This is a genomic window from Clostridioides sp. GD02367 (assembly GCF_045900275.1).
In the GTDB taxonomy this organism is placed as follows: domain Bacteria; phylum Bacillota; class Clostridia; order Peptostreptococcales; family Peptostreptococcaceae; genus Clostridioides; species Clostridioides difficile_A.
Genome location: NZ_JBJODK010000018.1, coordinates 52495 through 68658, shown reverse-complemented (window position 1 = coordinate 68658; position 16164 = coordinate 52495). Strand labels below are relative to the sequence as shown.

The following is a 16164-nucleotide window of genomic DNA, read 5'->3' as shown; positions in this document are numbered from 1 at the left end:
TAATACTAATCTTAATCTATGAAATGATAATTTATTTTTTAAAATTTAATATCGATGACCTTCTTGTATTTTTTCATTAAGAAACTGAAAAATGGTACTCCAACTACTGTCACAACCACAAATTCTCCAAAACCTACCTGTATCATAGATAAAATCAAAGGAAGTCCAAAAAATATGTTTAACATCAATCCAACTACAACTGCATTTACGATAGTTGGCCATATAGAAGCTATAATCAGTGTACCTTTACTTTGTCCACCTATCTTTCTAGTAAAATAAATCAAACTCCCACTTATAAATGTAGCTAATGTCCCAAATACTATATCAGGTACACCATATGGTCCTATAACATTTGCTAAAAAGCATCCTAATGTAAGACCTATTATGTATCCTTTATCTAAAAATGCTAAGAGCATCATAATCTCTGCTATTCTAAATTGTATTGGTCCATAACTTATAAATCCCAATGACAGAGTTAAAACAGCATAAATTGCTGTAACAACCGCTGTTAATGCTATATTAATACTCTTTCTTCTCATATCTGTCTCCTAGTAAAAATTTTATTGCTAAAAATTAATGATATAACTTTATTTTATACAAATTCTATAAACTTAAACAGTTATTTTATATAAACAAATTATTTTAACGAACTATTTTATTAATTCAATTTATATTATACAATATGATACATATAAACTCAAATATCTATATTTTAAATATATGTTATAATTATCGTATACAAATTCAAATTTAATTTTCTATTATTCTATAAAAACATTAAAAAAGAGCCTTAAAATTAGGCTCTAATAATTTATGTCAAAATCAATGAACTCTGCTATCTTTTAATTTAGATAATATCATCCAAGTACCTATGCAATCAATTTCTAGTTGTTTTTCTATCTCATCATACAACATTTCTTGATATGATGTATTTAAAACTACATTTTCAACAAGTTTAGAAATTTCCTCTTCTGCAAAGTCAATTTCTATTTGATTTTGTTTTTCTTTAAAGAACACTCTTACTTTTCTCTGACTTATCGAACGACCCTCAAAGCTGACTAAACATTCTAAAATGTTTTTATCTCCTCTAAAATTATTTACTGCTCTTATGTTATTTAGATTTCCAGCCAAAACATCATCCCCTTAGTTAATTTTATATTTTATAAGTAAAATTCATAATATTATAATAACTACTTATTAAATATCTTTCAACAGGTATGACATAACTGGTTGTTTAACATGTAAAACTAGTCTAAAATCTTCATAAATAATTATTTATTCATTGCCATGAATACTTTTTCAGGTGTAATAGGAAGTGTATTTATTCTCACGCCAACCCCATTAAATACAGCTTCTTGTACAGCTGGCAAAGGTGTATTTATAACAACTTCTCCAACTGACTTAGCACCAAATGGCCCTGTTGGTTCATAAGTTTCAACAAAATCTACTTCTACATTTCCAATATCACATCTAGCCGGAATCTTATATTGCATAAATGTATTCGTATCCATACTACCTTTTTCTGTGTATCTAACTTCTTCAAATAAGGCCATTCCAATCCCTTGAACAATTCCACCTTCAACTTGTATCTTAGCTAGATTTTTATTTATAACTGTTCCACAGTCTACTATAGCCACATAATTTACTAAATCAACCTTCCCAGTTTCTTTATCTATTTCAGTTTCTGCAAAACCAGCTATAAAAGGTGGTGGTGATACTGGACTACCATGAGAAGCAAGACCTATCAATTGATTAGTGTCAGGCCCAATTGTAGAATCCACTGCTATATCAAATAATAATGTGCTACCTTTTTTACTAGTTAAGTTTACACCATCAAATTCTACTTCATCTATATCAACACCTAGTTTAGTAGCTCCAGCAGAAATTATTTTTGCTCTTAAGTCTTGAGCAGCTTTAACTACTGCCATACCTGTTACATAAGTAGTACTTGAAGCATATGAACCTGGGTCATATGGAACTAAGTCAGTATCAGCCGATATGACTGTTATATTTTCGATACTCGTTTCAAGTACTTCAGCAGCCATTTGGGCTAGGATTGTGTCACTTCCTGTACCCATATCAGTAGAACCTATCATAAGTGTATAATCTCCACAGTCATTCAATTTAATTTCAGCTGAAGACTTGTCAAGACCTTGTATACCAGAACCTTGCATAGTAATTCCCATACCAACACTTCTAACCTTTCCATTCTCAAGATGTTTACAAGGATATTTTTCATCCCATCCAATAAGCTCTTTACCCTTATTTATACATTTTACTAAATCCACACTATTTAAAGTTTTTCCATATGCAAATGTAGTCTCACCTTGTGTTACTACGTTTTTTAACCTTAAATCTGTTGGGTCCATTTTTAATTTATCAGCAAGCATATTTATAGTTGATTCAACAGCAAAGCATCCTTGAGAAGCTCCATAACCTCTAAGTGCTCCTGCTGGCATTTTATTAGTATATACTACATCTGCAATGAATCTTGTTGCTTCAACTTTATTATACATTGGTAAAGTTTTTTCTCCAACCAAACCAATAGTTGTAGAGGCATGCTCTCCATATGCACCTGTATCAGAAAGTGCATTTATATCTATAGCTTTTATTATTCCATCATTAGTAGCACCTAGTCTAACCTTCAATCTCATCGCATGTCTACTTGTTGAACAATTAAAAGTTTCTTTTCTATCATAAATTATTTTAGCTGGTTTACCTGTTTTTAAAGTTACAATTGCTGAGAAAATCTCCACACATGCAGTTTGTTTTCCGCCAAATCCACCACCAATTCTAGGTTTTATGACTCTAATTTTACTAGCTGGTAGCTCTAATGCACGAGACAAATGTCTTTTAACGTGAAATGGTATTTGAGTTGAACTTACTACAACCAATCTACCAGTGTGGTCTAAATAATTGTATGCTCTATATGTCTCCATCATTGCGTGCGCTTGTGCTTGAGTATAATAAGTTTCTTCAATTACTATATCACAATTGCTTAGTACTTTGTCCATATCACCTTTAGTATAATCATGATGTGATACTATATTATTTTCTCTCTGCATACCTATGTCAAAGTTACAATGTCTATCCTCATCATGAACTACAACTTTATTCCCTATTGCTTTTTCAAAATCCAAAACAGGAGTAAGTACTTCATACTTTACCTTGATAAGATTCATTGCCTTAATTGCTGTTTTTTCATCCACAGCAGCAACTATAGCTACTTCATCACCTACATACCTAACAACATCTTCAAGAATTAATCTATCATATGGAGATGGTTCTGGATATGTTTGACCAGCAAGTGTAAATCTAGATTTTGGTACATCTTTATATGTTAAAACACATTCAACACCATCAACCATTTCTGCCTTTGATGTATCTATATCTTTTATTTTTGCATAAGCATGAGGACTTCTAAGTATCTTTACCACCAAAGCATCTTTTGCTGATAAATCATCTGTATACACAGGTTTACCTGTTGTAATACTCATTCCATCTATTTTTTTGATTCCTTTTCCAACTATATTCATGTTCTACTTTACCTCCAGATAAGTTTTGATAGCTCTTAACTGTCCCATATATCCTGTACATCTGCATAGATTTCCTGTCAGATAATGTTTTATTTCTTCATCTGTAGGATTTTCAAGCTCATCTTTCATTGCAAGTACAGTAAGTATAAAACCAGGAGAACAGAATCCGCACTGCTCAGCACCTTCTTTTACCAAAACTTCGCTAAACTCTCTAACTTCATCTTCTAAACCTTCAATTGTAGTTATTTCTTTATTTAAAGCTCTCAATGTCAATGTTGCACAAGATAATGTAGGTTTCTTATCAATTAAAACTGTACAGAGACCACAACATCCTGTGTCACAACCTCTTTTTACACTTAAATTACCAACTTTCCTTAAAGTGTCAACTAAATATTCTTCTGGCTCTATATCTACACTTTTTTTCTTTCCATTTATATTAAGTTTCACTAACATTAAATAACCTCCATTATAGCTCTTTTTAAAAGTACTTTACTCATAGCTTTTCTATAATCCCTAGATGCTCTCATATTAGAACCAAAAGTTAATTCTTCTGACGCAATTTCTATTGCTTTATCTATATTAACTTCATTAACTTCATTATTAGATAGGAATTCACTAGCTTGTTTCGCAATCGTAGCTTTTTGAGGTCTTGCACCTACACATAATTTAAATTTTCCCATGTGTTTTGATACAGATACATTTAGGAGAGGATAATCACTCTTTGCATTTCTTAGTGATTTATAAGAAGCATTTTTATTTGTTTTCTTTATATATACCTTAATTAGTAAATCTTTCTCATACTCTCTATTAAGAAACTCTTCCAGACTAATCCTTCCAGCTTTATATAATTCTACTTCTGTGTCTAATGAAAGCAATGCTACTATCAAGTCAGAAAAACCATATTTAGAGAATACTGTAGCTCCAACTGTTACTACATTTCTAAACTGAATTCCTATTATATCTTTAACTGAATCTTCTATTATATCTCCAAAATTTTTTTTGACTATTTGACTTGTCTCTAAAGTTCTAAAAGTAGTCATAGAGCCAATCTCAATATAATCTTCATCTTCTTTTATATAGTCTAAGTTTAAATTAGATAATTCTATCCCTGTACCTATTCTTTTTTTCCCCATTCTTAAAAAAGCACTTCCACCAATCACTTGATTAGTTTTTCTTTTATTTAAAATTGAGTACGCTTCTTCTACTGTATCTGGCTGTACAATATCCATAACCGTAAACATAAATTTCCTCCCTTATTTGCTATTCTTATTTTAAATACAACTAATTATATCATAGCTTCAACAAATTTTGATAATAAATATATCCAATATGTAAATTCTGTAAATTACTTCTACATAAAAAATGACTATTTCAACAATTATCATTAGATAATTTTAAAATAGCCATTATTATGTATTATTTAAAGTGAAATTTTAAAAAGTTGATACTTTTTCACTTATATTTATCACTTCTTCTTCTAATAATCCAAGTTTTTTAGCTACCAATTTTGTAGTACTTCCTTGTATTACTAACGTTATTAGTATAGTCATAAATACTACTGATGAAATTACTTCGTATCCAGGAACTTTCATTGCTGAAATGATACCACAAAGTGCAGCTGGTATTACTCCAGTTTCCCTTACCCACATCATAAATAACATTTCATTTTTACTCCATTTTGCTTCTCTATCCACAAGTGTACAAACTAAAACACAAAGTGGTCTTGCTATAAACATTAATACTAGTACTGTAATTACAGATGGTACAAAATATTGGCCTAATTGAGCTAAGTTAACTTGGCTACCTAATATTATAAATATTGCCATACGACAAATAGTACCTAAAGTTTCAGCAACATAGAAATCTGCATCATAAGATTTTTGACTTAACCAAATTCTAAAGTTTTTCTTATTACCAGTTATTATACCTACAATAAAGCAAGACATGTATCCACTTCCACCTAACTTTGTAGATAATTCATATGCAACAACAACTGAAATAACAGATATTATTGGTGCAAAATCTTTGAATATTCCATATGGTTTATCATTAACCAATTTCAAAAGCAGTATTCCTGTAATTAAACCAATCACAACTCCGACAATAACCATTGTCCCTAATTCATAAATATTTTCACTTAATGAAAATTTATTTGATAAAATTACAGCTAACACTGCTGATGTTAATATAGCTCCTGTTGCATCATTAAAAGCTGATTCACTTATTACAGTTTGTTTTACTCTATCCTTTATTTTTACTTGATTAAATATAGGTACAAGAGTAGCTGGGTCTGTTGATGCTATTATAGTTCCTGCTAGTAAAGCAGTCATTGCACTTATTCCAAAAGCAAAGCTTATTACTTGTTGCATTATAAAAGCAGATATCACAACTCCTAAAGTAGCTAGTAAGAATACAGATATCTTTACATTTCTCAACACTTTTAAACTTATTTCTTTTCCACCTAAGTATAAGATAAATGCAGAACCAAATGTAAGTATTAATTGATTTTCTATTTGAAATCCGCGAATATCTATAAATTTTAAAAATGATGGTCCTATTAGAATTCCTACAAGTAAAAATAGTACAACATCAGGAACTTTCAATATTTCGCTAAGCTTGCTACAAATTATTCCAGTTATACTTACAACAGCAAAAATCACCAATAAATTATTACTGGCAATTGTGTGTATAGATGATTCCATGTCAGTCTCTCCTCCCAATATGCATGCATTATATGACATACTCATTTATTCGTTTTACTATATAATTATAGCACACAAATAAATGTTATCAATCATATTTTTTCCTTCCTGCAACTTAACCTTCATTTTTGATAATTAAATAACGCTTCTATAATTTTAATATTTTTTACCAGTTATTAAAAGGTTGATTTTGTCAAGTTTATAATATATATATATTAATACTATCTATACATATATCTTTTTTAGATATTTTTCGACTTTTTTTCTTATTAAAATAACTTTAAATTTAACAATAAAACATTTCATTATATATTTTTTTTAAAACGTACTATTTTCAACATTTTCATTAACTTGGTTTATTCATTTTTTTCTTATCTATCCTATATCCAAGCATACTTCCTATATTTTTACTTGGATGTAATTCTTCAGCAATTTCAAGCTTGTTATGAAGATTTTTTTTCGTACTAAAAATATTACTTCTATTTTTATCTTTTTTATCTTTTTTCATATTTTATCCTTTCAAAACAATATAAATTTTTCTATTTATTACTTATTATTTCAAATTTCTATAGTTTTAATCAAAAAAGGGAAATTTCTCAATATAATATAGCTTATTTAACACTATATTCGTATCTAGAATTTCCCTAATTATTTTACTAATTAAATTTTTCAATAACTTCCTCTAAATTAGAACTTACTTCTTCTTCTTTTTTCCAATTATTTAAGGTATAATGTGTCCTAAACGTAAACATCCCCGAGATTATTAATATAAAATAGTATACAAATCCACTATATAATAGTACTGAATACCCTAATAACTCTTTGGGAATTATTTTTGAAAACATAGTAAAGAATGTAACTTCATTCGCTCCAACATTTCCCGGTGTTGGTACTGGCGATATTGCCATATACAAAAACACTTGTAGTGTCATTATATGTATGTAGGATACTCCTTTTAGATTTGAAGCTTTATACACACAATAGACTATACTAAAATACGCTATTAGTTGCAACACAGTAAGTAATATACTTAAAACTAAAACTCTCACATTTTTAATAAATATTTTTATAGAGTAATTATAATCATCAATATAATGATTTACTCTATCACGTTTTGAATCTAAGAATTTAAATGTCTTAAATTTAGATAAAAAATTAATCAAAATTTCTGCTACCATTTTTACTTGTTTTGGACTAAATACTATTAGTAGTCCACCTAACAACATACTTACATTCATAATCATCCCGACCGTTATCAAAACTCTAACAGAATGTATTTGTTGCATTAATAACGGCTTATTTAGTAAAATTAAAATTCCACAAAACATGGTAACTGTACTTTGAAACACCACTGTCTTGTTAGTAACTATAGCTACTGATTTGCTAAGGCTAACATCATATTTTGTAAGTGCATATATTTGCATTGGTTGACTCCCAGATGCAAATGGAGTAACTAAGTTATAGTAAAATCCCATTGTAGCCATTTTTATACCAATAAATTTTACTTTTGTTTTCTGAACTGCATTTATTATCAAATGAGTTACAATAGCTTCAATTAGCATATATACTAGTATTATTAATATTCCAAAGAATATATAAGCCTTATTTACCATTCTTATAATTTTAGGTATCATTTTTATATCTAAAGTGGTTAACACTAAATAAGTAGTAATACATATCAAAAATAGCAAAAATCCATATTGAATAAAATCTTTTTCTTTTTTGGATAGTTTTCTCATTTATTTTCTCCTAAATTTTTTCATATCACTATATCATAGTATACTACTTAACATATTCTTTGCAATACTAAAAAAAATAAGTCTCTATTTGACACAAATACATCTATAAACTTTTAAAAATTTTTACTCCTTTAGTAGAAATAATTCTCCATATCATAAAATCTAGTATTAATGTAAGCACACTTGCTAAAACAATATACATATTTAAAAATGAAATTCCCATTAATATATATATACCTCCAAGTACAACTATATATATTAATGATGCTAACATTGTAACTATCATACTTGCACTTCTCTTTACAACTGCAACTTCATTTTTCCAATCAAGATTTGGATATAATAGATTTGTTAATAACCCCATCAAAGCTACAAACATTGAAAAAGTTGTAAGTAAACAAATTGATACAATAATAAATTGGACTTCAAAATCTAATTTTATAGACACTAATATCAAACACAAAATAGATAATGGTGCATTCAATAAAAAATTCATCAATATTTTTGACCAGAATATTTCTTTCTCATCTATTGGAGAAGATTTTAATATCCATAAATTTTTTCCTTCAAAAGAAATCGAACAATATGTTGTACAATTCATTACCATTATAAAGAAGAACACTCCTAATAACTGTATTTTTATGAGATTAAAATCAATATTCATTTTTAGCAATTCAGCCATTTTATCTGCCCCAAATAGTAATATTAAAATTGTACCTACTATTAGAAATAACAGACCAACAGATGAATTTAAAAAGTAAATGAATGAAGAAGAATATCTTTTAAACTCCTTTTTTAATAGAGCTTTTGATGGTCTTGAAATTTTTTGACTCTTAAACTCATAACTTTTTGACTTATAACTTTCACGCATTTTAGAATTTATATTTTTAAATCTTTTAGCAAATAAAGTTATAAACATAAAAAATGGTATTATTGATATTGATATAAATGCTAAAAAAGAAATTATACTTCCTGTTTTAAGAGCATCAACAAAATAATATGTAGGTGGATATATTTTTCTAATAGTTTCTGAAATAGATACACTATTCTTTAACATTTCAGCTGATATAGAATTCAGTCTTGACATAAATAGAGTATAAAGTAAAAGCAATATTACACTACCTATGATTAATACTAAATTTTTATATTTTATTTTTGATGATATCTGCCCTATAAATAAAAAAATTATTGATGATGCAACTATTGGTAATAGAGGCAAAGCTAAAAATAATAATATTAAATAAGGAAAATAAGCTATACTTACATCAGAATTAAAAAAATAAACTACTGCTGGTATAATCATACATACTGAAGAAAATAAATAGTTTGTTCCAATCAACATCAATATTTTACTTGCTAGTATAGTAGATTCTTTTATAGGTAAACTAGTCAAGAGATCTAAATCTTTTGCTTGAAATAGATATGATGAAGTTTTGTATAATGATGTAACGATGGTTGTTAATGTTGACAGTCCAAACCCAAATATCAGTAACATTTCCATTTGATTTATCTGTTTCAAAATATCAACTAGAGAAAGACTTAAGCTAGTTACATAAAAAATTAGCAACCCTGCTATAATAATAATTGAAAATACCATTCCCATTATTTTTTGTTTTTCTCTTCCATCTGCTTTTTTTAAAGTATTCAATTTAAATTCATTTATTATATTAGTTTTTATTAATATACTTAGATTGTTCATGTTTTATCATTCCTCACTTTAGACACTATATTGTATAAAAAACAATTTATTTTTCTATTAACTCCAAAAAAATACTTTCAAGTGAATTACTTCCTTTAACTTCTTCTGTGCTTCCATAAGCAATTATATTTCCATCCTTTATTATGGCAATCTTATCACAAATTTTTTCGGCAACTTCTAAAACATGTGTTGAGAAAAATATACAACCACCTTTTGCACAGAATTCTTTCATAATCTCTTTCAATATAAACGATGCCTTTGGGTCAAGACCTACAAAAGGTTCATCAAGAATTAAAATTTTTGGATTATGTATTAAAGCTGAAATTATGGCTAATTTTTGTTTCATACCATGTGAATATGAAGATATTAAATCTCCTAATGCTTTATTAAGTTCAAACTTATTCGAATAATATTTTATTAACTCTTCTCTTTTATTTTTATCAACTTCAAATATGTCTGCTATAAAATTAAGATATTGTACACCAGTTAATGATTCATATAAATCCGGATTATCAGGTATATATGCCATTTCTTTTTTACATTCAACAGGTTGTTTTTTTATCGACTTAGAATTTACAAGCACCTCTCCCTCTTCAAAATCGTGTATCCCAACAATTGCCTTAATAGTAGTAGTTTTACCTGCACCATTATGACCTATAAAACCAAAAAGCTCTCCATCATTTACATCAAATGAAATATTATTTACTACTTTCTTATTTTTATATGATTTAGATACATTGATTACCTTTAACATAATTTTCCTCCATATTATAGTTTTGATAGTTGTTATATATAATATATAACAACTATCAAATAATTACAACTTTTATTTGTTTATTTTTAAAGTTTAGAAAATACAAAACCATTAGAAATATGGAAATATAAATTATATTTACTTCTAAATTACACATAATTATAAAAGAATATATAGTTCGATTTGCTTAAACAATGTATAATAAAAAATAGTTGACTATAATAATATTAATGATTAAATAGAAGGAGCAAAACATGAATACATTTGAACAATTAAAAATAAGTTCTACTTTGATAGATGGGCTTAAAAAACAAGACATAACTTCTCCAACAGAAGTTCAGTCACTTGCTATAGAAAATATAATACAAAATAAAGATTTATTGATTAATTCTCAGACTGGAACAGGAAAAACACTGGCATATCTTCTACCTATATGTGAAAAAATTGATACATCAAAAAGAGAGACACAAGCGCTTATACTTGCACCTACACATGAACTAGTAATGCAGATTACAAACCAAGTTGAATTATTAGCTAAAAACTCAGAAATTCCTTTAACTTCTTTAGCTTTAATTGGGGAAGTAAATATACAAAAGCAAATAAAAAACATAAAAACAATAAAACCACATATAGTAATTGGTTCTTGTGGAAGAGTTTTAGACTTAATAAAACAAAAGAAATTAAAATCACATAATATAAAAACTATCGTCTTAGATGAAGTAGACAATCTATTGAATGGAAAAAATATAACTTGTATAGAAGATATAATAAGAACTACATTAAGGGATAGACAGATTATAGGATGTTCTGCAAGCCTTACTGATAATACTATAAAAATTTGTGATAAAATTATGAAAGAATTTGAAATAATAAAAACGAAAGAAAAGTCACAAATAAATCCTAATATAAATCACTCATATTTATTAGGTGAAATAAGGGATAAATTTAATTTTCTTAGAAAAACATTAGCTGCCACAAATCCAAAAAGAGCAATTGTATTTGTAAACAACGAAAAAAATATAGAAGTCCTAGTATCAAAACTAAATTATCATAATTATAAGGCAATTGGAATCTTTGGAAACATGGCAAAAGAAGATAGAAAAAATGCAATAAATAAATTTAAACTTGGAAAAGCAAAAATTTTAATTACAACTGATTTATCTGCTCGTGGACTAGATATAGTAGATGTAAGTCATGTTTTTAATTTAGATTTTCCAAAAAGTAAAAATGAATACTTGCATAGATGCGGCCGAACTGCTAGAGGGAATCGAGATGGTAACACAATCTCAATAGTAACAAAACAAGAATTAGATGTTATAAAGGATTTACAAAAAGAATTTAATATAACAATTGTGCCTAAAACTTTACAAAACGGAAAGCTAATAGATACAGTTAAATAATTTAACAAATACAAAAGAGCTGTAATTTCTCATTAAAACATGTTAGAAATTACAGCTCTTTATTTTATTAAATTAATTTTTTAAATAATATTCATTATAAAAGCCAAAGTTTTATTATAAATAATATAGCCAAGACAATCATTACTATAGAAACATGCTTCTTATCTTCTGCTTTTTTAGTTCCAAATATATTGTAAAATACATTTACGAAAACATAAGTTAATATACCTAAAGTTAAACCATCACCTATACTATAAGTTAATGCCATACAAGCAATAGTAACAAATGCTGGAACACCTTCAGTTATATTGTCAAACTCTATATCCTTAACTGTACCAAGCATTAAATATCCAACATATATTAAAGCTGGTGCCGTAGCACATGATGGAATTGCTATAAATACAGGAGAGAAAAACATTGCAGCTAAGAATAAAATCCCAACTGTAACTGCTGTCCATCCAGTTCTTCCACCTGCAATAACTCCTGTTGAACTTTCAACATAAGTTGTAACTGTAGACACTCCAAGTCCTGCACCTACTGTAGTTGCAACTGCGTCTGTAAGTAAAGCTCTTCCTACATTAGGAACATTTCCTTTTTCATCTAGCATGTTTGCTTTAGAACAAACACCTACTAATGTACCAACTGTATCAAAGAAATCAACAAATAAAAATGTGCAAACTACTACTAAAAATCCACCTATATTCGTTGGATGTAATACATATCCTAAATCTATTTTACCTGCTATTGGTGCTAAACTTTCAAATTTAAATACTCCACCAGGTAAATATATCCCTAGTTTTTGTGCATACTCTGGATTCATAAAAGCAAATCCCCAAGCAAGTAATGAACTTACTACTATTCCAAAAAGTATAGAACCTTTAACTCTTTTTTTATCTAATACAGCAATAATTATTAATCCTATACAAGTTATTATTACTGCTGGTGTAAATCTACCCATTTTGATAAGAGTAGCTTGATCTCCAATAACAATTCCGCTATTTACTAAACCTATAAGTGCAATAAATATACCAATACCACCTGTAACAGCTAATTTCATATTTTTTGGTATTGCATTTACAACAGCCTCACGAACTCCACTTACTGATAAAACTATAAAAATAATACCTTCTACAAATACTGCTGTAAGAGCCACTTCCCAAGGAACACCCATTTGTAAAACTACTGTGTATGCAAAAAATGCATTAAGACCCATACCTGATGCCAAAGCAAAAGGAAGATTTGCAACTACACCCATTAAAATACATCCAAATGCTGCTGCTAAACATGTCCCTGTAACAAGTGCACCAGCTGGCATACCTGTCTCAGATAAAATATTTGGATTTACAGCTATTATATAAGCCATAGTTAAAAAAGTAGTTACTCCTGCAATGACTTCTTTTTTCATATCAACATTTTTATTAGTCAAGATTGGAAAAAGTTTCTGCATGGTACTACTGTTTGTTGTTTGCATAACAACACCTCCTATTAAATTTTACAAAAAAACGACACAGTAATTGATAAGCTGAGCCGTATCCTTCATAATTCAGTTAATTAAATATTTAATTAACTAAATAATAGTATACATAGTCAGAATATTTACGGTATTCCGGTAGAAACTTATGACCCATATTGTCAAAATTATATGTTATACAATCCAAAACATTATTTTTTCTTTACGAATATTATTTTAATTTATATAATTAATTTTGTCAATATATACGTATATATTATACTGATTTTGTATTAATATTCGATTATATTAAGTATTAATTTCTCTTATCCCGATTATAATTATATTCTTTACATTTTCGAAAAATATATGATATTTTAATACAATTTATTTATAGTTGAAATATAAAGCTTACTCTAAGATTATATTATAATGAATTGATAAATTTTTTATTTTAAAAAAACAAAGTGAAGAATTTAACTATATGCCATAAAGGGTATCAAAAAATTAAAGTTATTGTAAATCATATAATCAATGAATAATCTTTTGATAAAATGTATTTACCTCCATTATGATATAATAAATTATGGAGGTGAATATAAAAATGGGTATTATTCTTAAGCCAAAAAAATTTTATATGACTATTATAGCTACAATAATTCTGTACCTTTCTCTTAATTACAGTTTTAATATAAAATTTTCTATATGCTTATCTTTTTTGACCATCTTAATTTGGGCTATAGACTCTGTTGAAAAAACTGTAGTTGCATTATTTTTCGTAATTCTAGCATTTATTTTTAACATTGCACCCTTAAATGTAATTTTACAATTTTTATTTACAGAAAATTTTTATATAATAGTCCTTGCCTACATAATTACTAATGCAGTTACAAAGACAGGTGTTGCAAGGATTATTTCTGAAAAATTAATTTTAAATATTGTTAACACTCCTAAAAAAATGATTCTTTTATCATATATTTTAGGTATCTTGTTAATATTTTTTATTCCACAACCATTCCCAAGGGTCATTTTGGTATCAGCTTTTTACAAAGAGTTTTTAAAAGAACAAAAAATAACTGAAGATTCAAAATCTATACTTTTATTTAGCATATTTACAGCATCTACCTTTACATCTATGTTTTTTATAAATGGAGATACCCTTTTAAACTACGTTGTATTAGAACTTGGAAACTGTAATATAAATTGGGGTCAATGGGCTTTTTATATGTCTGTTCCAACTATAATTACTTGTCTTGTAACTTATTTTTTATTTATTTTTATTTTTAAAAAAGAATTAGCTTCAATAGAATTTATTTCTAACAAAAATCTTGATTCTAATAAATTTCAATTTTCATATTCTAATTTTAAAATGGAGTTTAATTTATTGAATAAGGAACAAAAATACACTTTTTTATGCCTAGGAATAATGTTTTTTATGTTTTTGACCCAGTTTATACATAACATAAACACTCTAATCATAATGTCAATTTGTGTACTTCTTTTATTATTAAGAAAAATAATTGGATTCAATACTTTAAAAGAAATAAACTGGAAAGTCCTTATTTTTTTCGTAGCGGCATTTTCAATTGGAGGAGTATTAAAGTACTCTGGAGTTGTAGATATAATGGGAAATTATTTGATAAAGTTTATACCACACTCTTCAGAAATTATTTCAATCTTATTTTTAATAACTCTAACAATAGTATTGAATATATGTCTTGGAAGTGCTGTTACTACATCATCTGTGGTAATACCATTGCTTGGAAGTTTGCACATACTAAAAGAAAATAGCATTACATTATGCCTATTTGTCTATATCATAGTAAGTATACAGTACATACTACCATTCCATCATGCAACAATAATGGTTGGACACGGTGAAAATCTGTATAATAGCAAGGTTATTTTTAAGTATGGTTTAACTTTAATTCCTTTAACTTATTTTATAATAATATGTGTGACATTCCCCTGGTGGAGATTCATAGGTTTAGAAATCTAAAAAGATGAAAATATGAATTAACTTAAAATAATAGCTTAAATTATTAAAAATAATTCATATTTTCACCTTTTAATACAAGTCTACTTACATAATTAGGCATAAAACCACTTTTTAATTATAATGCTAGATATTATTTGTTTTACTACCTTTTCCAAAAGTATTCTCCCAATCTTCTATAAACTTATCTACACTCCAGTCTGTCAATGGATGATTCATCATAGCCTTACAAATATCGTATGGTACTGTAACACTATGTACTCCATTTTGCATTAATTCTATAACTTGTTGTGCATTTTTAAAACTTGCAGCAAGTACTTTTGTGTCCATTTTATATGTATCTATTATTTTTATAAGCTCTGAAACCATAGATACTCCATCGCCAGATATATTATCAAGTCTATTTACATAAGGCGCAATATAGTTTGCTCCAGCTTTTGCAGCCAAAAAACCTTGATGTGCTGTAAATATTGCAGTAGCAGTTATTTTTATCCCTTTTTTATGAAGGTCTTTTATAGCTCTTAAACCATCTTGTGTTACAGGTATTTTTACATATATGTTTTTTCTCAAACTACTTATATATAATGCCTCTTCTAATATTTCTTCATACTTTTTACTTAACACTTGAGCATGTATAGGCATATCCTCACCTATAATTTCACCAATCTCATTTATGAGTTGCTTAAAATTCTTTTTTTCTTTTGAGACAATACTTGGATTTGTAGTTACACCATCTATTGGTAAACAAGTACATAATTCCTTAATCTCCTCTACATTACCTGTATCTAAGATTAGTTGCATTAAAATATCCCCCTTTAGTTTTTATTTATTCTTATTATATATTGATTTGGTATTATTTTCAATAATTTTGTTATTGTTTTTTCTTTT

At 27.5% G+C, this 16164-nt stretch carries 14 protein-coding genes and 1 riboswitch; of the genes, 2 read left to right on the top strand and 12 right to left on the bottom strand.

Annotation, left to right across the window (positions count from 1 at the left end):
- Positions 1–38: 38 nt before the first annotated feature.
- The 10 genes from Q3223_RS18295 to Q3223_RS18250 all read right to left on the bottom strand — a co-directional run bounded on the left by Q3223_RS18295 (position 39) and on the right by Q3223_RS18250 (position 10430).
- On the bottom strand, positions 39–539 hold the full coding sequence (locus Q3223_RS18295) for a QueT transporter family protein (protein WP_231300693.1): 501 nt from the start codon (positions 537–539) through the stop codon (positions 39–41).
- A gap of 283 nt (positions 540–822) precedes the next feature.
- Positions 823–1131, bottom strand: coding sequence for a hypothetical protein (locus Q3223_RS18290; RefSeq protein WP_054270563.1), 309 nt, complete (start codon positions 1129–1131; stop codon positions 823–825).
- A 140-nt stretch (positions 1132–1271) separates the two neighbouring features.
- The gene (locus tag Q3223_RS18285) at positions 1272–3536 is read right to left on the bottom strand and encodes a xanthine dehydrogenase family protein molybdopterin-binding subunit (RefSeq protein WP_054270564.1); all 2265 of its coding nucleotides are present in this window, start codon (positions 3534–3536) and stop codon (positions 1272–1274) included.
- Between the two features lie 3 nt (positions 3537–3539).
- Complete coding sequence (locus Q3223_RS18280; RefSeq protein WP_054270565.1) at positions 3540–3989, bottom strand: (2Fe-2S)-binding protein; 450 nt, start codon at positions 3987–3989, stop codon at positions 3540–3542.
- Positions 3989–4777 carry an FAD binding domain-containing protein gene (locus Q3223_RS18275; protein ID WP_223195792.1) on the bottom strand — a complete coding sequence of 263 codons (789 nt, stop codon included), beginning with the start codon at positions 4775–4777 and terminating at the stop codon, positions 3989–3991. The genes Q3223_RS18280 and Q3223_RS18275 overlap by 1 nt, the downstream gene beginning before the upstream one ends.
- Before the next feature lie 192 nt (positions 4778–4969).
- Positions 4970–6238 carry a sodium:proton antiporter gene (locus Q3223_RS18270; RefSeq protein WP_054270567.1) on the bottom strand — a complete coding sequence of 423 codons (1269 nt, stop codon included), beginning with the start codon at positions 6236–6238 and terminating at the stop codon, positions 4970–4972.
- A 346-nt stretch (positions 6239–6584) separates the two neighbouring features.
- The gene (locus tag Q3223_RS18265) at positions 6585–6746 is read right to left on the bottom strand and encodes a hypothetical protein (RefSeq protein ID WP_054270568.1); all 162 of its coding nucleotides are present in this window, start codon (positions 6744–6746) and stop codon (positions 6585–6587) included.
- A gap of 148 nt (positions 6747–6894) precedes the next feature.
- The gene (locus Q3223_RS18260) at positions 6895–7977 is read right to left on the bottom strand and encodes a lysylphosphatidylglycerol synthase transmembrane domain-containing protein (protein WP_074179659.1); all 1083 of its coding nucleotides are present in this window, start codon (positions 7975–7977) and stop codon (positions 6895–6897) included.
- 103 nt (positions 7978–8080) lie between these two features.
- Positions 8081–9676: a putative ABC transporter permease subunit gene (locus tag Q3223_RS18255; protein ID WP_407812344.1), complete on the bottom strand. Its 1596-nt coding sequence runs from the start codon at positions 9674–9676 to the stop codon at positions 8081–8083.
- Between the two features lie 46 nt (positions 9677–9722).
- Positions 9723–10430 carry an ABC transporter ATP-binding protein gene (locus Q3223_RS18250; protein ID WP_054270571.1) on the bottom strand — a complete coding sequence of 236 codons (708 nt, stop codon included), beginning with the start codon at positions 10428–10430 and terminating at the stop codon, positions 9723–9725.
- A gap of 254 nt (positions 10431–10684) precedes the next feature.
- Here Q3223_RS18250 and Q3223_RS18245 point away from each other — a divergent pair, with 254 nt between their 5' ends.
- A complete protein-coding gene (locus Q3223_RS18245; RefSeq protein ID WP_407812343.1) occupies positions 10685–11830 on the top strand; it encodes a DEAD/DEAH box helicase in 1146 nt (381 codons plus the stop codon).
- A 94-nt stretch (positions 11831–11924) separates the two neighbouring features.
- On the opposite strand, the gene Q3223_RS18240 is transcribed toward Q3223_RS18245, so the two are convergent.
- Complete coding sequence (locus Q3223_RS18240) at positions 11925–13301, bottom strand: NCS2 family permease (RefSeq protein WP_054270573.1); 1377 nt, start codon at positions 13299–13301, stop codon at positions 11925–11927.
- A gap of 93 nt (positions 13302–13394) precedes the next feature.
- Positions 13395–13497, bottom strand: a riboswitch (purine riboswitch).
- Between the two features lie 387 nt (positions 13498–13884).
- Here Q3223_RS18240 and Q3223_RS18235 point away from each other — a divergent pair.
- Positions 13885–15279 carry an SLC13 family permease gene (locus Q3223_RS18235; RefSeq protein ID WP_407812342.1) on the top strand — a complete coding sequence of 465 codons (1395 nt, stop codon included), beginning with the start codon at positions 13885–13887 and terminating at the stop codon, positions 15277–15279.
- A 123-nt stretch (positions 15280–15402) separates the two neighbouring features.
- On the opposite strand, the gene fsa is transcribed toward Q3223_RS18235, so the two are convergent.
- Positions 15403–16077 (bottom strand): fructose-6-phosphate aldolase, encoded by a 675-nt coding sequence (gene fsa / locus Q3223_RS18230; protein WP_054276903.1) that lies wholly within the window; start codon positions 16075–16077, stop codon positions 15403–15405.
- Between the last annotated feature and the right edge of the window lie 87 nt (positions 16078–16164).